This is a genomic window from Roseococcus sp. YIM B11640 (genome assembly GCF_049727625.1).
Lineage (GTDB): Bacteria > Pseudomonadota > Alphaproteobacteria > Acetobacterales > Acetobacteraceae > Roseococcus.
Map to the genome: position 1 here is coordinate 34,562 of NZ_JBBJOZ010000004.1, position 19,291 is coordinate 53,852.

Annotated in this window: 20 protein-coding genes; 7 read left to right on the forward strand and 13 right to left on the reverse strand. The window is 69.5% G+C overall.

Going from position 1 to position 19,291, the window contains the following annotated elements:
- Positions 1 to 107: 107 nt before the first annotated feature.
- Genes argB through rpmH form a run of 6 tightly spaced genes read right to left on the reverse strand, consistent with a single transcriptional unit; the run spans position 108 to position 4,289 of the window.
- Complete coding sequence (gene argB / locus WJM96_RS16575) at positions 108 to 989, reverse strand: acetylglutamate kinase (protein ID WP_424813642.1); 882 nt, start codon at positions 987 to 989, stop codon at positions 108 to 110.
- A 52-nt stretch (positions 990 to 1,041) separates the two neighbouring features.
- Positions 1,042 to 1,713 (reverse strand): ribosome biogenesis GTP-binding protein YihA/YsxC, encoded by a 672-nt coding sequence (gene yihA / locus WJM96_RS16580; RefSeq protein WP_424813643.1) that lies wholly within the window; start codon positions 1,711 to 1,713, stop codon positions 1,042 to 1,044.
- Entirely contained in the window at positions 1,710 to 3,497 is a 1,788-nt protein-coding gene (yidC, locus tag WJM96_RS16585) for a membrane protein insertase YidC (RefSeq protein WP_424813644.1), read from the reverse strand. Before yidC ends, yihA begins: the two co-directional genes overlap by 4 nt.
- 9 nt (positions 3,498 to 3,506) lie before the next feature.
- The gene (yidD, locus tag WJM96_RS16590) at positions 3,507 to 3,773 is read right to left on the reverse strand and encodes a membrane protein insertion efficiency factor YidD (RefSeq protein ID WP_424813645.1); all 267 of its coding nucleotides are present in this window, start codon (positions 3,771 to 3,773) and stop codon (positions 3,507 to 3,509) included.
- Positions 3,774 to 3,783: 10 nt separating this feature from the next.
- Positions 3,784 to 4,122, reverse strand: a complete 339-nt coding sequence (rnpA, locus tag WJM96_RS16595) for a ribonuclease P protein component (protein ID WP_424813646.1) — start codon at positions 4,120 to 4,122, stop codon at positions 3,784 to 3,786.
- 32 nt (positions 4,123 to 4,154) lie between these two features.
- Positions 4,155 to 4,289 carry a 50S ribosomal protein L34 gene (gene rpmH / locus WJM96_RS16600; RefSeq protein ID WP_131547129.1) on the reverse strand — a complete coding sequence of 45 codons (135 nt, stop codon included), beginning with the start codon at positions 4,287 to 4,289 and terminating at the stop codon, positions 4,155 to 4,157.
- Positions 4,290 to 4,465: 176 nt separating this feature from the next.
- Here rpmH and WJM96_RS16605 point away from each other — a divergent pair, with 176 nt between their 5' ends.
- From WJM96_RS16605 to WJM96_RS16615, 3 genes are all read left to right on the forward strand, one after another.
- Positions 4,466 to 7,984, forward strand: a complete 3,519-nt coding sequence (locus WJM96_RS16605; protein ID WP_424813647.1) for a PAS-domain containing protein — start codon at positions 4,466 to 4,468, stop codon at positions 7,982 to 7,984.
- A 69-nt stretch (positions 7,985 to 8,053) separates the two neighbouring features.
- Positions 8,054 to 8,848 (forward strand): 3-hydroxybutyrate dehydrogenase, encoded by a 795-nt coding sequence (locus WJM96_RS16610; protein ID WP_424813648.1) that lies wholly within the window; start codon positions 8,054 to 8,056, stop codon positions 8,846 to 8,848.
- Entirely contained in the window at positions 8,848 to 9,912 is a 1,065-nt protein-coding gene (locus WJM96_RS16615; protein WP_424813649.1) for a patatin-like phospholipase family protein, read from the forward strand. The genes WJM96_RS16610 and WJM96_RS16615 overlap by 1 nt, the downstream gene beginning before the upstream one ends.
- 93 nt (positions 9,913 to 10,005) lie before the next feature.
- On the opposite strand, the gene WJM96_RS16620 is transcribed toward WJM96_RS16615, so the two are convergent.
- From WJM96_RS16620 to gluQRS, 3 genes are read right to left on the reverse strand one after another with little or no spacing between them, the layout of a single operon-like run.
- Positions 10,006 to 10,374: a DUF3293 domain-containing protein gene (locus tag WJM96_RS16620; RefSeq protein WP_424813650.1), complete on the reverse strand. Its 369-nt coding sequence runs from the start codon at positions 10,372 to 10,374 to the stop codon at positions 10,006 to 10,008.
- On the reverse strand, positions 10,371 to 11,255 hold the full coding sequence (locus tag WJM96_RS16625; RefSeq protein WP_424813651.1) for a DMT family transporter: 885 nt from the start codon (positions 11,253 to 11,255) through the stop codon (positions 10,371 to 10,373). Before WJM96_RS16625 ends, WJM96_RS16620 begins: the two co-directional genes overlap by 4 nt.
- A 9-nt stretch (positions 11,256 to 11,264) precedes the next feature.
- A complete protein-coding gene (gluQRS, locus tag WJM96_RS16630) occupies positions 11,265 to 12,179 on the reverse strand; it encodes a tRNA glutamyl-Q(34) synthetase GluQRS (protein WP_424814034.1) in 915 nt (304 codons plus the stop codon).
- 213 nt (positions 12,180 to 12,392) lie between these two features.
- Between gluQRS and WJM96_RS16635 the strand changes: the two genes are divergently transcribed.
- A complete protein-coding gene (locus WJM96_RS16635) occupies positions 12,393 to 12,983 on the forward strand; it encodes an HNH endonuclease (RefSeq protein WP_424813652.1) in 591 nt (196 codons plus the stop codon).
- 7 nt (positions 12,984 to 12,990) lie between these two features.
- Here the strand turns inward: WJM96_RS16635 and WJM96_RS16640 are convergent, their stop codons facing one another.
- Positions 12,991 to 14,295: an MFS transporter gene (locus WJM96_RS16640; RefSeq protein ID WP_424813653.1), complete on the reverse strand. Its 1,305-nt coding sequence runs from the start codon at positions 14,293 to 14,295 to the stop codon at positions 12,991 to 12,993.
- Positions 14,296 to 14,520: 225 nt separating this feature from the next.
- On the opposite strand from WJM96_RS16640, the gene dapD reads away from it, so the two are divergent.
- From dapD to WJM96_RS16655, 3 genes are read left to right on the forward strand one after another with little or no spacing between them, the layout of a single operon-like run.
- Positions 14,521 to 15,351, forward strand: a complete 831-nt coding sequence (gene dapD / locus WJM96_RS16645; RefSeq protein WP_424813654.1) for a 2,3,4,5-tetrahydropyridine-2,6-dicarboxylate N-succinyltransferase — start codon at positions 14,521 to 14,523, stop codon at positions 15,349 to 15,351.
- A 4-nt stretch (positions 15,352 to 15,355) separates the two neighbouring features.
- Entirely contained in the window at positions 15,356 to 16,507 is a 1,152-nt protein-coding gene (gene dapE, locus WJM96_RS16650) for a succinyl-diaminopimelate desuccinylase (RefSeq protein ID WP_424813655.1), read from the forward strand.
- Complete coding sequence (locus WJM96_RS16655) at positions 16,495 to 17,073, forward strand: hypothetical protein (RefSeq protein WP_424813656.1); 579 nt, start codon at positions 16,495 to 16,497, stop codon at positions 17,071 to 17,073. Before dapE ends, WJM96_RS16655 begins: the two co-directional genes overlap by 13 nt.
- On the opposite strand, the gene truA is transcribed toward WJM96_RS16655, so the two are convergent.
- From truA to def, 3 genes are read right to left on the reverse strand one after another with little or no spacing between them, the layout of a single operon-like run.
- Complete coding sequence (gene truA, locus WJM96_RS16660) at positions 17,070 to 17,831, reverse strand: tRNA pseudouridine(38-40) synthase TruA (RefSeq protein ID WP_424813657.1); 762 nt, start codon at positions 17,829 to 17,831, stop codon at positions 17,070 to 17,072. The two genes, WJM96_RS16655 and truA, sit on opposite strands and share 4 nt — an antisense overlap.
- Position 17,832: 1 nt before the next feature.
- Entirely contained in the window at positions 17,833 to 18,753 is a 921-nt protein-coding gene (gene fmt / locus WJM96_RS16665; protein WP_424813658.1) for a methionyl-tRNA formyltransferase, read from the reverse strand.
- Positions 18,746 to 19,276 (reverse strand): peptide deformylase, encoded by a 531-nt coding sequence (gene def, locus WJM96_RS16670; protein WP_424813659.1) that lies wholly within the window; start codon positions 19,274 to 19,276, stop codon positions 18,746 to 18,748. Before def ends, fmt begins: the two co-directional genes overlap by 8 nt.
- Between the last annotated feature and the right edge of the window lie 15 nt (positions 19,277 to 19,291).

Here is a 19,291-nt window from a genome sequence, read left to right on the forward strand (position 1 = left end):
GCGAAACACGCCAGCGGTCCTCCGGCCTTGCGACATTCCAACGGAGGACCGATCTACTACTTTTGCGGGAGTGTGTCCTGGAAAATTGCCCGCGTGACGCGAGACTCCTAGGCCTTGATCAGCGTCCCGGCGCCGCCATCGGTGAAGAGTTCCCGCAGGACGGCGTGGGGGACCCGGCCGTCGAGGATCACCGCGCCCTTTACCCCCTGCTCGACCGCGTAGATGCAGGTCTCGACCTTCGGGATCATCCCGCCCGCGATCCAGCCCGCGGCGATGCCGGCGCGGGCCTCGGCGACGGTCATCTCGGGGATGAAGTTCTTGTTCGCGTCCAGCACGCCGGGCACGTCGGTCAGCATCAGCATGCGCTCGGCCGCCAGCGCGCCCGCCACCGCACCGGCCACCGTGTCGGCGTTGATGTTGTAGGTCTGGCCGTCGGCGCCGACACCCACGGGCGCCACCACCGGCACGATATCCGCGCCGATCAGCAGCTTGAGCACCCGGGTATCCACGCACTCCGGCTCGCCCACCAGGCCGAGGTCCAGCACCTGCTCGATGTTGGAGCCCGGATCCTTCACCGTGCGCGTCGCCTTGCGCGCGCGGATCAGCCCGCCATCCTTGCCGGAGATGCCGACCGCCAATGCACCGGCGCGGGTAATCGCCTCCGCCACCTGCTTGTTGACCGTCCCGGCCAGGACCATCTCGACGACCTCGACCATCTGCTGGTCGGTGACGCGCAGGCCCTGGACGAAGGTGGACTTCACACCGAGGCGCGACAGCATGGAGTTGATCTGCGGTCCGCCGCCATGGACCACGACGGGGTTCACGCCCACCTGCTCCAGAAGCGCGATGTCGCGGCCGAAGCGCAGGGCGGTCTCTTCCTCGCCCATGGCGTGGCCGCCGTACTTCACGACCACGATCTGGTCGTCGTACCGCTTGAGGTAAGGCAGGGCGCCGGTCAGCGTCTGCATCTGGGCGAGGGCGTCGTCCATGGCGTGTCCTTGGAAGGCTTTGCTGCCGCTATCCGACGCGCGCTGCGGTGCGTCAACCCGCCAGGGCGGCAAGCTCGGCCCGCAATTCCTCGATACCGAGGCCCGTCTCGCTGCTCGTGGTGATCACGAGGGGGTGGCCGGCCGGGTGCTTGCGGGCCAGGGCCTCGATCTCCGCCTGGCGCTTGGCCAGCGCCGCGGGCTTCACGCTATCCGCCTTGGTGAGCACGAGCTGGAACGGCACGGCAGCGCGGTCGAGCAGGTCCATCACCGCCGTGTCGGAGGGCTTGGTCTCGATGCGCGCGTCCATCATCAGCAGGACGCGGCGAAGGTTGGGCCGGCCGCGCAGGAAGTCGAACATCAGCCCCTGCCAGTCCTCCTTCACCGACTTGGAGGCCTTGGCGTAGCCGTAGCCGGGCATGTCCACGAGAACGAGAGGACCCTCGCCGACGCGGAAGAAGTTGAGCTGCTTGGTCCGGCCGGGCGTCACGGAGACACGGGCCAGTGCCTTCTGCCCCGTCAGCGCGTTGGTCAGCGACGACTTGCCGACATTGGAGCGGCCGGCGAGCGCGATCTCGATGCCGTCGGGCGGGGGCAGGTGGTCGAGCCCCTGCGCCGCCGTGAAGAAGGCGCAGGGCTTCGCGAAGAGGAGCCGCCCGGCCTCGATGAGGGCGGCGCGTTCCTCGGGCGTCGTGGCTTCCGACAGGCCGCCCGCGGGAAGGCTCACTTCTTCGCGGCGACGGCCCCGCCGGCACCCCCCTGGGAAGGCGGCTTCTTCGCGCTGGCCTTCGCGTCCATCCGCATGATGGACCACTGCTGGCCGATCGAGAGGAGGTTGTTCCAGGACCAGTAGATCACGAGGCCCGCGGGGAAGCTCGCCAGCATGAAGGTGAAGATCACCGGCATCCAGGCGAAGACTTTGGCCTGGATAGGATCGGGCGGCTGCGGGTTCAGCTTCTGCTGCAGGAACATCGTGATGCCCATGACGAGCGCCCAGGCCGGCAGGTGCAGGAAGGTGGGCGGGTCGAAGGGGATCAGGCCGAACAGATTGAAGATGTTGGTCGGGTCCGGCGCCGAGAGGTCGCGGATCCAGCCGAAGAAGGGGGCGTGCCGCATCTCGATGGTGACGAACAGCACCTTGTAGAGCGCGAAGAACACCGGGATCTGGATCAGGATCGGCAGGCAGCCGGAGGCGGGGTTCACCTTCTCCGTCTTGTACAGGGCCATCATCTCGGCCTGCATCTTCTGCGGATCTTCCTTATAGCGTTCACGGATCTCGGTCATCTTCGGCGCGAGCAGCCGCATCCGGCTCATGCTCTTGTACGCCTTGTTGGCGAGCGGGAAGAACGCGATCTTCAGGGCCAGGGTGAAGAGCAGGATGGCGACGCCGAAATTGCCCGTGAACTTGAACAGCCAGTCGATCGCGTAGAAGAACGGCTTGGTGATGAAGTAGAACCAGCCGAAGTCGATCGCCTTGTCCAGGTTCTGAATGCGCAGCCGGTTCGTGTAGTCGTCGAGCAGGTGGACTTCCTTGGCGCCCGCGAAAAGACGGGTGGCGAGGCTGCTGCTGGTGCCGGCCGCGACGGTCACGGCCTGCGGCGGGGCGACATCCACCTGCCAGCGGTCGATGGCGCCATCGGGAATGTGGCGGAAGGCGCTGCGCAGGCGCGTGCCGTCGTCGGCGCGGGTCAGCGCGGTCAGCCAGTACTTGTCGGAGAGGCCGGCCCAGCCCTCGGTCGCCTCGTTCTCCCAGGCGGAGCCGAGCGCGCGGCGGTCCCCGGTCTGCGCCTTCTTGCCGTCGCTGTAGGTGACTTCGTTCAGGCGGCCGTCCTGCACGGCGATGAAGCCCTCATGCAGGATGTAGAAGCCCGCGAGGTGCGGCGTGCGCTCGCGCCGGACGCGGGCCCAGGGCAGCACCGTGATGGCCTCGGCAGCGTTGTTCTGCACGCTCTGCTGCACGTGGAACATGTAGTTCCCGTCGATGCTGACCACCGCCTGGAAGACCTGGCCCTGGCCATTGTCCCAGGTCAGCGTGACCGGGCTGTCGGGGCCCAGCGGGCCGCCCGTCACGCGCCAGTCGGTGTTGTTGTCCGGCACCCGCGTGCGGTTGTCCGCCGCCGTCCAGCCCCATTGCGCGTAATAACCCTCGGGCGTGCCGCGCGGGGCAAGCAGGGTGACGAGCGGCGAGTTGGGCTCGATCGTCTCGCGGTAGTCGGTCAGCGTCAGTTGGTCGAGCATCAGGCCACGGGCCGAGAGGCGGCCGGACACGCGGCCGTTCTGGACCGGCACCGTCACCGCAGGGCCGGCCTCCGGCGTAGCGGTGACTTCCGTGCCCGGGCTTGCGGGCGAGGCGGGAGTGCTGGGCGCGGGCACGGCCGGTGCCGTCGCCTGCTGAGAGGCCGCGGGCGGCGCCGGCACCGGGGCGGGCGCCTGCGAGCGGTTCCAGACCTCGAAGGTCAGCAGGATGCCGATGGAAATCGCGATGGCCGCGATGAGGCGCTTCTGGTCCATGGGTCTCGATCAGATCGGGGAGCGGGCGTCGCCGTTCGGCTCGGGCCGCTTCGAGGCTGGGGGCACCGGGTCGTAGCCGCCGGGGTGCCAGGGATGGCAGCTCAGGACGCGACGGGCAGCCAGTCCGGCTCCGCGCAACGCCCCGTGCTCGGTGAGCGCCCCGATCGCGTAATCGGAGCAGGAGGGGTGGAAACGGCAGTTGCAGCCCAGGATCGGCCGCAGCGTCCATTGATAGGCGACCACAGCGCCCTTGAGCAGAGCCCCTGCCGGGCTCATGGCGCGATGCTCATGTGCGGCTCACGCCCGCCTTGCGCAGGGCGTTGTCCAGATCGGCCATCAAGGAGGGGAAGGGGCAGCTTCCGGTCGAGTCGCGGGCAATGAGCACCAGGTTCCAGCCCGTCTCCGTGGGAGACGCGCCGAGCGCCAGGCGCGCGGCCGCGCGCATGCGCCGCTTGGCCCGGTTGCGGGCCACGGCGTTGCCGATCTTCTTCGTGGCCGTAAAGCCCAGGCGAGTCTCGCCGTCCGCGCGCGGCAGGGCCTGCAGCACGATCGAATCGCGGGCCGCACGGCGGCCCGCCTTGGCGGCCTGGACGAATTCCGCGCGGCGCTTGAGGCGACCGAGCATGGCTGGTCCTCCCATCCGCCGCGAAGCAGGGATCAGGCGGAAAGCTTCGCCCGGCCCTTGGAGCGGCGGTTCGCGAGAACCTTGCGGCCACCGACGGTCGCCGTGCGGGCGCGGAAGCCGTGCCGGCGCTTCCGGACGAGCTTGGAGGGCTGATAAGTGCGCTTCACGGCGAACTCCTGGGGTATTCACTCAATGGCAAGTACCGGTGGTGGATGGCCACCCCGGCGGATGCGGGGGTGTATAGGGAGGCCGGTCCGGGGGGTCAAGTTGATGCAGCCCCGCGCGACACACGCGACAGAAGCCGCCCTTATCCCATGCTAGGGCTAAGGCCCAAATGCCTGAAATGAGTCTGCAATCCATGCCGCCGGAAGCAGCCGCGGCCCTGCTCCCTGTGCTGCTGGAGGGGATGACAGCCGGTGTCTGCGTCCACGATTCCGAGGGCAGGCGGCTGCTGGCCAATGCCCGGATGGACGAACTGCTGGGCCTCTCGCCGCCGCTGACCGAATCCGGCACTGCCTTTTCCTCCCAGCTCGCGGCACTCCGCGCCCAGGGTATTCTCCGCGATCACGACGCCGAGGCGCTGGCCCGGGCTTTCGCTCAGGAGGGGCGGGCGGAGGTTGCCTGGCTGTCGGGTACCGGACGCTACCTCGCGATGACGGTGATGGATGCGCCGGGCGGCCAGCGCCTGGGCATCTGCCGGGACCAGACCGCGGCGCGGGAGGCCGAGGCCAAGCTCGCTGCCGCCCGCCGCCGGGCTGAGCTTCTGCTGCGCCACACCCGGGATGTGGTGGTGCTCATGGAAGCCGATGGCACGATCCTCGAGAACTCCGACCGCACGGGGGATCTGCTGGGCCTGCCGCCGGAGCTCGCGGCCCCTGGCTCCAGCCATCAGAAGATCCTGCGCTTCATGGCCGAGCGCGGAGATTTCGGCCCGGTCGAGGACATCGAAGCCTTCGTCAACGAGCGCCGCGGCCGGATCATCATGGCCGGTGCCGTCACCTATTCCACGCAGATGCCCAGCGGCACCTGGGTCGAGTACAATTTCCGCGTGCTGGAGGATGGACGCCTCCTCGTCACCATTCGCGACATCACTGCCCTCAAGGAGACCCAGATCGCGCTCGAGCGGGAGCGCGCGATGCTGAACACCGTCATCTCCAACCTGCCGGACGGCGTCATGCTCTTCGACGCCGATTTCCGTTGGCGCATGGCCAATGAACGCCTGATGGAGTTTCAGGCGCTGACGCCGGACGTGGCCTTTCCGGGCGCGCATGCGCGCGACATCCTGCGCTTCCAGGCGAGGCGCGGGGATTTCGGGCCAGTGCCCGAGGACGAGGCGACGCTGGAGGCGCTCATCGACGAGCGCGAGGCGATCATGCGGCGCCCGGGGGGAGCACAATATGTGCGCTTCACCGCCGGCGGCTTCTGGATCGAGTTCAACACACGCCCCTTGCCCGATGGCGGCCTGCTCGCCTTCTACCGGGACGTCACGCCGCTGAAGATGCGCGAGGCCGAGCTCGATGCGGAGCGCTCCCTCCTGCGCGAGGTGGTGGACAGCAGCGACTCGATGCTCACCCTCTTCGACGCCCACGGGAAGGTGCTTCTCGCCAATCTCCGGCACGAGGACCTGATGGGCATTCCCCAGATCCTCTTCGAGCCCGGCCGCTCGCTGGAAGAGGGGATCCGCTGGTTCGCCCGCAACGGCTTCTACGGCATGGTGGACGACGAGGATGCGCTGGTGCGCCGGCGAATGGAGGAAATCTACTCGGGCGAGGTCCACCGGCATTCGCGCCAGATTCCCGATGGGCGCTGGCTGGAATTCGCCTATCGCCGCATCTCGGGCGGGCGCCTCATCGCCCAGGCCCGCGACATCACCGAGCTGAAGCAGCGCGAGGCGGAGCTGGAGACCGAGCGCACGCTGTTGCGCGAGGTGCTGGACAGCACCGATTCCCTCGTCACGCTCTTCGACGAGGATGGCCGCATCACCATCGCCAATGGACGGCACGAGGAGCTGATGGGGGCTCCGCAGGAGCTCTTCGCTCCGGGCAGGTACTTCCAGGATGGGCTGCGCTTCCTCGTCCGCCGTGGAGATTTCGGCCCGGTCGCGGCAGAGGAGGAGGATGAGCTTGTCCGCCGCAGGCTCAAGCTCGTCTTCGGCATGGACGATCCAGGGGACAGCCTGCGCTACGCGCGGCAGATGCCGGACGGCCGCTGGGTCGAGTTCACCTATACCCTGCTCTCGGGCGGCCGGCTCATCAGCCATGCCCGCGACGTCACGCCGCTGAAGGCCAGCGAGCAGGCCGCCCTCGCCGCCCAGGCCGAGGCCGAGGCGGCGCGCGATGCCGCCGAGGCCGCGGCGCAGGCCAAATCCGCCTTCCTGGCGGCCATGAGCCATGAGATCCGGACGCCCATGAACGGCGTGCTCGGCATGCTGGAAATCCTGGAACGATCGGACCTGGCGGTTGATCAGGCACGCAGCGTGGCCGTGATGCGCGAAAGCGCCCAATCCCTCCTGAGGATCATCGACGACGTGCTCGACTTCTCGAAGATCGAGGCCGGCCGCATGGAGGTCGAGACCTTGCCTTTCTCCCTGCGCGGGCTCATCGACGGCACTATCGAGGCGCTGATGTCCCAGGCCCGCCGCCGGGGCATCGCCTTCTTCGCCGACCCGCCTGGCCCCGGACCCGACTGGCTGGAGGGCGACCCGACACGGGTGCGCCAGATCCTGTTCAACCTCATCGGCAATGCGCTAAAATTCACCGAACGCGGGTTCGTCCGCATCGGGGCGGAGACCCGGGAGGAGAACGGCGGGGCTTTCGTCACCCTCACCGTCGAGGACAGTGGCGTGGGCATGGATGCGGGGACCCTTGCCCGCCTGTTCCAGCCCTTTACCCAGGCCGACAGTTCGACGACGCGCCGCTTCGGCGGCACGGGCCTCGGCCTCTCCATCGTCAGCCGGCTCGCGGAACTCATGGATGGTTCGGTGAGTGCGGAGAGCACGCCGGGCCGGGGCAGCCGCTTCACGGTGACGCTGCGCCTCGGCCTCGCGACCGCGCCGGCGCCGGTGCTGAGCCCGGAGGTTCCCGCCAGCGCGCCGCTTCCGCCCGCCGGCCCCCAGATCGGCCGGGTCCTGGTCGTGGACGATCATCCGGTCAACCGGGAGGTGATCACCCGGCAACTGGAACTGCTCGGCATCGCGACCGCCACCGCCGATGATGGCGCCAAGGGCCTTGCGGACTGGCGGCGGGGCCGCCCTTCGGTGGTGCTGCTCGACATCCACATGCCGGTCATGGACGGGTTCGAGCTCGCACGGGCCATCCGTGCCGAGGAGGCCCGCGGTGGCCTGCCGCGCACCACCCTGATCGCGGTCACGGCCAATGCCATGAAGGGCGAGGCGGAGCGCTGCTACGCCGCGGGCATGGACGGCTTCGTCACCAAGCCCGTGACGCTCGAGGGCCTCTCCCGCGCGCTGGGGCGCTTCATGCCGGGCCTCGGCGCCGCCGGCGGTCCCGCGGGCGGCGCCCTGTTCGACCCCGAGGCCTTGCGGGGGCTCTTCGGCCAGGATCGGGAGCGGCTGCTCGGAATTCTCGACAGCTTCAGCGAGCAGGCGAGCCATGACATAGCCGGCCTGCAGGCCGCGAGCGGCCCGCGCGTCGCCGATGCCGCCCACCGCCTGAAGGGGTCCGCCCGGATGGTGGGCGCGCGGCTGCTGGCCGAGGCGGCCCAGGCCTTGGAGGAGGCCGCCCGGCGTGGCGACAGCGAGCAGGTGGAGGCGGCCCGGGGCCAGCTTCCCTCGCTTCTCGCCGAAACACTGGCCGTGGCGCGGCCGGCGCTGATGGCCGGCGGGGGGATGGCCGCCGGATGAAATGCCCGCACAATTGAGGGGCGGGGCGGATTCCGCTATTGCAGCGCAACAAAGCAAGGTTCGGAACGCATGGATCAGGTACTGGCGGGCCAGACGGCCCTGGTGACCGGCTCGACCTCCGGCATCGGCCTCGGGATCGCGAAAATCTACGCGGAAGCCGGCGCGAAGGTGATGCTGAACGGCTTCGGCAAGCCCGAGGAGATTGCTGCGGCCCGGGCCGAGATCGGCGCCATCATGGGCGTGAAGGAGGCGCCCTACAGCGCCGCCGACATGTCCAAGCCCGATGAAGTCCGCGGCATGGTCGCGGAGGCGGAGAAGCAGTTCGGCAAGCTCGACATCCTGGTCAACAACGCGGGCATCCAGTTCGTCTCGCCGGTGCAGGAATTCCCTACCGCGAAGTGGGACGCCATCATCGCGATCAACCTCAGCAGCAATTTCCATGCGATCGCCGCTGCGCTGCCGGGCATGCTGGCGCGCAATCACGGCCGTATCGTGAACGTCGCAAGCGCCCATGGCCTGGTCGCAAGCCCGTTCAAGACGGCCTATGTCGCGGCCAAGCATGGCGTCGTCGGGCTGACGAAGTCCGTGGCGCTCGAGGTCGCGCAGTCGCAGGTCACGTGCAACGCCATCTGCCCCGGCTTCGTCCGCACGCCGCTGGCCGAGGCGCAGGTCAAGCCGCTGGCCGAGAAGAACGGCGTCAGCGAGGAAGTCGCACTCAAGGACTACCTGCTGGCCCATCAGCCCTCCAAGCGCTGGATCGAGGTGGAGGAAGTCGCGCGCATGGCGCTCTACCTCGTCGGCCCCGGTTCGGGCGGGGTGAATGGTTCGGCGCTCTCCATCGACGGCGGCTGGTTCGCTTCCTGATGGATATTCCTCCCGCCGGGCTGCCGGCACCGGTCGTTCAGCAGCGCACCACGCGCCGCATCAACCTCGCCCTGCAGGGCGGCGGCACGCATGGCGCCTTTACCTGGGGCGCGCTGGAGCGCCTCCTGGAGGATGAGCGCGTCGATTTCGACGGGCTGTCCGGCACCTCGGCGGGCGCGATCAACGGGGCCATCCTGGCGCTCGGCCTGCTCGAAGGCGGGCGCGAGGGCGCCCGTGCCGCGCTGGAGCGCTTCTGGCGCTCGCTCGGCGCCAAGTTCGCCGTCTCGCCGCTTCGCGCGACGCCGGTGGAGAAGGCGCTCTGGGGCTGGGACCTGACCTACAGCGTCGCCTGGAACGCCTTCGACACCATGTCGCGGGTGATGAGCCCCTATCAGCTCAATCCCTTCTCCATGGAGTTCAATCCGCTCCGCAAGGCGCTGCAGGAGACGCTCGACCTGGAGCGACTGCGCCAGGACAAGTCCGCGATGCGGATCTTCATCTCCGCGACCAACGTCCGCACCGGCAAGCCCAAGGTCTTCCGCCGCGAGGAGATCACGGTGGAAGCGCTGCTCGCCTCCGCCTGCCTGCCCAATATCTTCAAGGCGGTGGAGATCGACGGCGAGGCCTATTGGGATGGCGGATACCTCGGCAATCCCGCGCTCTGGCCGCTCTATCACGAGCGCCTGGCGGCCGACATCGTGCTCGTCCAGCTCAACCCGCTGCTGCGGCCCGAGCTGCCGACCTCGACCAGCGACATCATGAACCGGCTGAACGAGATCAGCTTCAACGCCTCGCTGATGAGCGAGATGCGCGCCATCGACTTCGTGCAGCGCATGCTCGATGCGGGCCGCCTGGAGCAGCCGCGCTATCGCCGCATCTTCCTGCACTCCATCGAGGATGAGGAGCGCATGCGGGCCTTCAAGCTCAGCACCAAGTTCAATGGAGAATGGGATTTCCTCTCGACGCTGCGCGCCTATGGCCGCGATGCGGCCGACCATTTCCTGCGCGAGAGCTTCGACAAGGTCGGGCGCGAGAGCACGCTGGATATCGAGCGGTATCTCTGAGCGGCGCCTTACTATCTTACTATCTTACCCGCGCCCGCGGGCCGGTTCCGGACAAACTCCGCCCCTTGGCGGAGCTTCTTGTAGAGAAAAAAATCAACGGTAAACCAAACGCGCAGGGCGTCCCCGCGTCACGCGCACCACGGCCGCCTGGCGGAATCTCCACATCAGGAGCCGGATCCTGGCGGCATCAGCCGCGGCCAGGAACATGTCCTCGCGCCAGGGTGCGAGCTGGCCTTCGCCTTCCTCGAAGACCCGGAGCTCCCGCGCCAGGCGCGCATGGGCCCCGGCATTCCAGCGCGGCCGCATCCGGCGGCTGAGCGGGTTCCAGGCCCCGATGAACCAGGCCTCGTGCCGGCGGTGGCGCGCCATCCAGGCATCGGCGGAGGCGCTGGGCCGCCCCACGCGCACCACGACCGGCCCGGCGCGGTAGACGGTGCGCCGGTAGGCCGTGTCCCGGCTCATGCCGGGCGGTCCCGCTGCGTAATGGCCAATCCCACCGCCAGGATGACACCGGCCAGCGCCCCGCCCTCGCGCAGGCCGAAGGGCTCGCCCAGGAAGGCGGAGGCGCCGGCCACGCTCAGCACCGGCGCCAGCAGCGTGCCCAGCGCCGCGGTGGATGCGGGAAGCCGCGACAGGGCGCCGAACCAGGTGAAGTAGGAGACCCCCATCGAGAAGACGACCATCCAGCCGAACCAGAACCAGACCTCGCCGCTGACCGAACCGATATCCGCATGCTCGATGAAGGGTGCCAGGACCAGCATGGGCAGCGCCCCGATGCCCATTTGCCAGGTCACGGAGGCCATGGGCGCGAGGCGCAGCGGCCAGCGCTTCGACAGCACCGAGCAGAGCGCGAAGAGCACGGCGGAACTCAGGATCAGCAGCATGCCGGGCAGTTTGTCGAGGCCCATGGCGGCGCCGCGCCCGGCGAAGAGGACGGCCACGCTGCCGAAGCCGATGAGCAGGCCGAGCGTGCGCCCCAGCCCCGGCTTTTCGCCGAGGATCGGCCAGGCGAAGAGGGCGGTCCAGACCGGCATGGTATAGGCGAGGATCGCGCCCTCGGAGGCGCTGAGCCACCGTAGGGCCAGCGTCCCGAAGGCCATCCAGGCCGTGATGTTCAGCAGCGCATAGAGCACCAGCCGGCCCCGCTGCCCGCGCGGCACGCCGAGCGGCGTTCGCAGCAGCAGAGAGACGCCCAGCAGCACGAGCGCGGTCGCCGTCGCGCCCCAGGCGCGCAGCGTCAGCGGCGGAAGCCCGGTCATGATGAATTTCAGCAGAGGCCAGGTGGCGCCCCAGTTGATGGCTGTGATCAGCAGCAGGAGCAGGCCGGTTGTTCTGGGCGTCACAGCCCGAGGCTAGGACGATTCCGGGCCATGGCGAAGCCGCCGGCCGCCAGGTTCCGCCGCGGCGGTCCGGCGGGCGCGAACTATCTCGTCCTCCGGCCGGAAGCCCGCCATCCGGCGAACTTCTTCCGGGCTGCGGCCGGCTTCGCGCAGAGCGCGCAGCGTGGGCGCCTTGTCGCGCTTCGCGAGCCTCCGGCCGTCGGGGCCGAGGATGAGTTCGTGATGCGCATAGAGCGGTTCCGGCCAACCCATCAGGGCCTGCAGCAGACGATGGATATCCGTCGCCTCCAGCAGGTCCTCGCCGCGCGTCACGAGCGTCACGCCCTGCAGCGCGTCGTCATGCGTGACGCAGAGGTGATAGGAGGCCGGCGTGTCCTTGCGCGCCAGCACCACGTCGCCCTGCGCCTCGGGCACGCAGCGGCGGGGGCCGTGGATCAGATCCGTGAAGGACAGCGGACCGGTCTCCGCCAAAGCGCGGCCGACATCCAGGCGCAGCGCATAGGGCGCGCCGGCGGCGATGCGTGCCTCTGCCTCGGCGCGCGGCAGATGGCGGCAGGTGCCAGGGTAGATGTGCGCCGGCGCGCCGTGTTGCGCGGCAACGGCCGCCGCGATGTCCGATCGTGTGCAGAAACAGGGATAGAGAAGTCCGCGGCGCGACAGCGCATCCAGCGTGGCACCGTATTCGGCGAAGTGGCGCGACTGGACGCGAACCGGCTCCTCCCAGGCGAGGCCGAGCCAGGAGAGGTCCTCCAGCAGCGCCGTGGTGAATTCCGGCCGGCAGCGCGTGGCGTCGATATCCTCGATCCGCAGGAGGAAGCGCTGGCCCGCCGTCCGAGCGAAAAGCGCCGCATGCGCGTGGCCGAGATGCAGCAGCCCGGTAGGCGACGGGGCGAAGCGCGTGACGCATCCGGGCGGCGTTTCGGGCATCATCGCCGCCCTCTCGCGCGAATCCGGCGCAGCGGCAAGGCGTTATGACGTCCGCGTGAAAGCCGGCGGCCCGCCCGAAGGCCCGGCTTGCGGCTTGAGGGCAAGGGTGTCATGCATGCCGCGCAGTTGTTGGCGGCGCTACCGAGTCCCGGGAAGCCTGACCTCATCCCCGGTGCTTCGGCCCTCCGCCTTCGCGGCCAGGAGGAGCCTCGTTTGCCCGACGGCAGTCTCATCTCCCACGTCCACGGCCCCGGCGGCTTTCCCGCGCTGGTGCTGAACGCCGATTTCCGGCCGCTCTCCTACTTTCCCCTTTCCGTATGGTCCTGGCAGGACGCGGTGAAGGCGGTGGTCCTGGATCGCGTCTCGGTGCTGAGCGAATACGAGACGGAGGTGCGCTCGCCCTCCTTCGCGCTCCGCCTGCCCTCGGTGATCGCGCTGCGGGAGTACATCCCCTCCGCGCGGCGACCGGCCTTCACGCGCTTCAATGTCTTCCTGCGCGACAGCTTCGAGTGCCAGTACTGCGGCGACAGCCTGCCGGCGCAGGACCTGACGTTCGACCACGTGATCCCGCGCAGCCGCGGCGGCCGCACCAGCTGGGAGAACGTGGTTGCCGCCTGCGGCCCCTGCAATCTGCGCAAGGGCAGCAAGCTTCCGCGCGAATGCCACATGCTGCCCCGCCAGATTCCGCGCCAGCCGACCAGCTGGGAGTTGCAGGAGAACGGCAGGAGCTTCCCGCCGAACCACCTGCACGAGAGCTGGCGCGACTACCTCTACTGGGACAGCGAGCTGGAGGAGGAGGGCTGAGCCTTCCTCACACCTCGCCCTTCGGGGTGACGAAGATGCAGACCAGGCTGACCACCGCCGCGGCCAGCAGGTAATAGCCGACGGCGTTGATGCCGTGATGCGCCTGCAGCCAGGTCGCGGCATAGGGCGCCAGCGAGGCGCCGAAGATGCTCGCCAGGTTGAAGGTGATGGAGGAACCCGTGTAGCGCACGCGGGTCGGGAAGGGGGCGGCCAGCGCCGCGCCGATCACGCCGTAATTCAGCCCGAAGAGCAGCATGCCGATCGTCGCGAACAGGTAGATGCCGCCGATCCCGGCCGAAAGCAGGGGGCCCAGGGCGAAGGAGAAGACGGCCACCGCCGCCGTTCCGACGATCAGCAGCTCCCGCCGGCCGAAGCGGTCGCCCAGCTTGCCGGCGAAGACCGTCGAGATGCCGAACACCACCGAGGCGTAGATCTGCGCCTTCAGCGCGTCCGCGAAGGAGATGCCCACGACCTTCACGTTGTAGGACAGCATGTAGGCCGAGCAGATGTAGAACAGCACGAAGGTGATGAGCGCCGTGAAGGTGCCCAGGAAGATGCTGCGCTTGTGGGAGCGGAAGACCTCCACCACCGGCACCGACACGCGCTCCTGCTTGTCGATGGCCTTCTGGAACTCCGGCGTCTCGGTGATCGAGAGCCGCACCCACATTCCGATGACGATCAGCGCCAGCGACGCGACGAAGGGAATGCGCCAGCCCCAGCTCAGCAGGGCGGCCGGCGTCATGAATTGCAGCATCAGCCAGAAGAAGGCGGAGGAGAGGAACAGGCCGACGGGCGCGCCCAGCTGCGGGAACATGCCGTACCAGTTGCGCTTGCCCTCCGGCGCGTTCTCCGTGGCGAGGAGCACCGCGCCGCCCCATTCGCCGCCGAGGCCGAAGCCCTGGCCGAAGCGGCAGATGGCGAGCAGCAGGGGCGCCGCCACGCCGATCTGCGCGTAGGTCGGCAGCAGGCCGATCACCACCGTCGAGATGCCCATGGTGAGCAGCGCGGCCACCAGCGTCGCCTTGCGGCCGATGCGGTCGCCGAAATGGCCGAAGACCACGGCGCCGAAGGGGCGGGCGAAGAAGGCGATGGAGAAGGTCGCGAAGGAGGCGAGCAGCGCGGAAGTGGGGTCGCTGCTCGGGAAGAAGAGCGCCGGGAAGACGAGGACCGCAGCCGTCGCATAGACGTAGAAGTCGAAGAACTCGATGGTCGTGCCGATGAGGCTGGCGAGGAGGACCTTCTGCGGCGAGTTCAAGGGCTTGGCGGCAGGGACCGCCGCCGGCTTGTCGAATGTGGTGCTGTGGTCGGCCATATCTTCAACTTCTGCGGACGCATGCGCCGCGCCTGGGGGCGCCCCGACAGGAGACGCCCCTGCCAGGCCCCGGCGGCATGCAGGAAATGTCCTTTTCGGCCCTTTCGGCGCAAGAGCATAGCGCCGAGCAGGCATGGGAGCCGCCCGCTCCGCTTATGGCAGGGTGCCTGATTGACACCCTGCCTTGCCGCTGCGAAGCCTCTGCCCCTCAGACGAGGAGCGGTCATGTCCACGAGCCTGCAATCCACCATCGAAGCCCTCTGGGAGAAGCGCGACACGCTCTCCGCCACGACGCAGGGTGCGCCGCGCGAGGCCGTGGAGGCCGCGCTCGAGATGCTGGACAGCGGCCAGGCCCGCGTGGCCGAGCCCAAGGACGGCGGCTGGCATGTGAACCAGTGGCTGAAGCAGGCCGTGCTGCTTTCCTTCCGCCTCAGCGATTCCGCGCCCATGGACACCGTCGCCGGCGCCTACGACAAGGTGCCGCTCAAGTGGGAAGGCTGGGGCCCGAACCGCTGGAAGGAGGCCGGTTTTCGTGCCGTCCCCGGCGCCGTGGCCCGCCGCTCCGCCTATATCGCGCCCAACGTCGTGCTGATGCCGAGCTTCGTGAACCTCGGCGCGCATGTCGGCGCCAACACGATGGTCGACACCTGGGCGACGGTCGGTTCCTGCGCGCAGATCGGCAAGAACGTGCATCTCTCGGGCGGCGTCGGCATCGGCGGCGTGCTGGAGCCGCTGCAGGCCAACCCGGTCGTGATCGAGGATGACTGCTTCATCGGCGCGCGCTCCGAGGTCGTGGAAGGCGTGATCGTGGAGAAGGGGTCGGTCCTCTCCATGGGCGTGTTCCTCTCCGCCACCACCAAGATCATCGACCGCAACACGGGCGAGATCTTCATCGGCCGCGTGCCCTCCTACTCGGTCGTGGTCCCGGGAAACCTGCCGGGCAAGCCGCTGCCGGACGGCACGCCGGGCCCGAGCCTCTACTGCGCCGTGATCGTGAAGCGGGTGGACGCGCAGACGCGCGCCAAGACGTCGATCAACGACCTGCTGCGCGACTGACCCGGTGGCCCGCGGCAACCTCCCGGAGACGCCGACCGATCCGATTCCGCTCGCGCAGGCGCTGATCCGCTGCCGCAGCGTGACGCCGGCTGACGACGGCGCGCTCGCGGTCATGCAGGCGGCGCTGGAGCCGCTGGGCTTCGCCTGCACGCGGCTGAAGTACGGGGAGGTGGAGAACCTCTTCGCGCGGCGCGGCACGGAGGGTCCGCATTTCTGCTACGCGGGGCATACCGACGTCGTGCCGCCGGGCGACGAGAGCGCCTGGGCGGACAACCCCTTCGCCGCGGTCATCAAGGACGGCGTGCTCTACGGCCGCGGTTCCTGCGACATGAAGGGCGGCATCGCCGCCTTCGTGGCGGGGCTGTCCGATTTCATCGCGGCCAATCCGGACCACCCCGGCTCCATCTCGCTGCTCATCACGGGCGACGAGGAGGGGCCGAGCGTGGACGGCACGCGCCGCGTGCTGGAATGGATGGCCGAGAATGGCCATGTCCCCGACATGTGCGTGGTGGGCGAGCCGACGTCGAAGCAGGCCTTGGGCGACACGATCAAGGTCGGCCGGCGCGGCAGCATGAATGCATGGATCACGGTGAAGGGGCGGCAAGGCCACAGCGCCTATCCGCACCTGGCCGACAATCCGGTGCATCGCCTCATCCGCGTGCTGGCGGCGCTGACGGCGAAGCCGCTCGACGGGGGCTCGAAATTCTTCGAGGCCTCGACGCTGCAGGTCACGGGCATCCAGGTGGACAACAACGCCACCAACGTCATCCCGGCCGAGGCCAGGACCTTCCTCAACATCCGCTTCAACGACCATCATCATTCGAGCCAGCTGAGCGACCGCATCCGCGCGGTCCTGGCGGAGCACGCGCCGGATCACGAGCTGAAGATCTCCGTCTCCGGCGAAAGCTTCCTGACCCAGCCCGGCCCCTTCGTGGAGGCGCTGCAGCGCGCGGTGCGGCGCGGCACGGGGCTGGAGGCGAAGCTGGACACGGGGGGCGGCACCTCCGACGCGCGCTTCATCACGCATTACTGCCCGGTGGCCGAGCTCGGCGCGGTCGGCGCCACGCTGCACCAGCGCGACGAGCACGCGCCGGTGCGGGAACTGCGCGACCTCGCGGGCCTCTACCGGGTCGTGCTCGAGGAGTGCCTGAGCTGAACCCGCCCAGCGTTCCCGACGGCATCGCCGCCGCGATCCTCTTCGCGCGCGGCCGGCCGGAGGGCCTGGCGCTGATCTCGCCCACGATGGAGGGAGCGCGGCATTCCTTCGTCGCCGCGCTCATCTGCCTGCCCGTGCTGCTGATCATGCGCTTCGTCGGCTGGGCCACACAGGGCGTGCCGCCCCAGGGCTTCGCGGTGGCGCTGGCGGGCGAACTGGTGGGCTACACGGTGGGCTGGGTCGCCTTCGCCCTGGCCTCGCGCTTCGTGGCGGAGCGCGCGCAGCGGCTGGGCGACTGGCCGCGCTTCATCGCCGCCTGGAACTGGTCGAACCTCATCCAGTACGCGCTGCTGATCGTGCTGCTGCTGCCCGCCGTGCTGGGCCTGCCGGGTTGGGTCGGCAATGCGCTCGGTCTGGTGGCCATCGGCTATGCGATGTGGCTGGAGTGGTTCGTGGCGCGGGTGGCGCTGAATGTGCCGGGCTCGACCGCGGTGCTATTCGTGGTGCTGGACCTGGTGCTCGGCCTGTTCATCGGTGGCGCGACGGGCCGGATTTCCGGCGGCTAGCGCCAGTCGATCGCCTCGGCGAAGTCCACGCGCAGGAAACACAGCCCCTGGGGCGGCGCCGTCTGGCCCGCCGCCTGCCTGTCCCGTCCCTCCAGCACCTCGCGCGGCCATTCCACCGGGCGGCGGCCCAGCCCGACCTCGTAGAGCGTTCCCACGAGGTTCCGCACCTGGTGGTGCAGGAAGCTGCGGGCGCTCGCGAGGATATGGACCTCCTCGCCCAGCCGGATCACGTCCAGCCGGTCCAGCGTGCGCAGCGCGTGCTCGGCCTGGCAGGAGGCCGCGCGATAGGCTGAGAAGTCATGCTTGCCCAGCAGCCCCTGTGCCGCCGCGTGCATGGCCTCATGGTCCAGCGGCAGGGGGATGTGCCAGACGCGGCCTTCCTCCAGCGCCGGCTTCGCCTTCCGTGCGAGGATGCGATAGCGGTAGTGCCGCTGCACCGCAGAGAAGCGCGGCGACCATCCCTCCGGCGCCATCGCGGCGCCGCGGATGGCGATGCGGTGCGGGCGCGTGTGGAAGTCGAGCGCGGCACGCATCCGTTCGGGTGGCAGCGCGGCCGAAAGCTCCATCAGCACGACCTGGCCCTCGGCATGCACGCCGGAATCCGTGCGGCCCGAGGCCGTCGCCAGCGGCACCTCTCCGCCATTCAGCGGCGAGGCGGCTTCCTCCAGCACCTGCTGGACGGAGGGGCCGGAGGGTTGGCGCTGCCAGCCGTAGAAGGCCGCGCCGTCATATTCGACGAGGAGGGCGTAGCCCGGCATCTCAGCCCAGTCGCGTCCCGGGGGGGAGGGGATAGCCGCGCAGGAAGGCGTCCGCGTCCATGGCGCCGCGTCCGGGTCGCTGCAGGCGGGTCAGGCGCAGCGCGCCCTCGCCGCAGGCGACCGTGAGCGCGGGACCCGCCAGGACCTCGCCCGGCGCGCCGGTGCCAGGGGCCGGTTCGGCCGCGAGGACCCGCAGGGATTCGCGGCCATGCGGGAAATAGGCGCCCGGCCAGGGGTTCATGGCCCGGACCCGGGCATCCAGCGACGCGGCGGGCTGCGACCAGTCCAGCAGCCCGTCGGCCTTGGTGAGCTTGGGGGCGTAGGTCGCGCCTTCCTCGGGCTGGGGGATGGCGGGGGGATTCTCGTCCAGGGCGCGCAGGATCAGATTGGCGCCCATCCCCGCCAGCGCGTCGTGGAGCTCCGCCGTCGTGGCGCGCGGTCCCAGCGGGACGGTGCCTTTCAGCAGCATGGGGCCGGTGTCGAGCCCTTCCTCCATCCGCATGATGGTGACGCCGCTCTCGGCGTCGCCATGCAGGATGGCGGCGTGGATCGGCGCCGCCCCGCGCCAGCGCGGCAGCAGCGAGGCGTGGATGTTGAGGCAGCCCCGTCGTGGCGCCTCCAGAATCGGCAGGGGTAGGATCAGCCCATAGGCGGCCACCACCGCGGCATCGAGGTCCAGTGCCGCGAAGGCTTCGTGCTCGGCCGTGTCGCGCTTGACGCGGGCGGGGGTGCGGACGGGCAGGCCCAGCTCCAGCGCCGCGCGATGGACAGGGCAGGGGGTTTCCTGCTGGCCGCGCCCGGCGGGGCGGGGTGGCTGGGCGTAGACGCAGGCGATCTCGTGGCCGGCGGCGTGGAGCGCGCGCAGGGCAGGGACCGAGAAATCCGGACTGCCCATGAAGGCGAGACGGAGGCGCTCAGTCATCCCTCGTCCGGGACTTCAGGTCCTTGGCCAGCTTCCGCAGCATCATGTTCCGCTTCAGCGCCGAGAGATGATCCACGAAGAGGACGCCGTTCAGGTGGTCGATCTCGTGCTGCAGGCAGACGCCCAGCAGCCCATCGGCCTCCATCTCGCGCTTCGTGCCATCCAGCTCCAGCCAGCGCAGCTTGATGCGGGCCGGGCGCTCCACATCGGCATATTGGCCGGGGAGGGAGAGGCAGCCTTCCTCGCGGATATCCGTCTGGGTGCTGGCGGCCGTGATCTCGGGGTTCACCAGCACCATGGGCGCGGGCGTCTCCTCCTTGCCGGCCACGTCCACCACGATCAGCCGGAGGTCGGAGCCGATCTGCGGCGCCGCCAGGCCGATGCCGGGGGCGGCATACATGGTGGCCAGCATGCGGGGCGCGAGCGCGCGCACCGCGTCCTGGTCGGCCGGCCCCACCGGGCGCGCCTTAAGGCGCAGCCGCTTGTCCGGAACCAGCAGGATGGGGAGTTTTTCGTCGGTCATGCTGCCCAGGGAGGT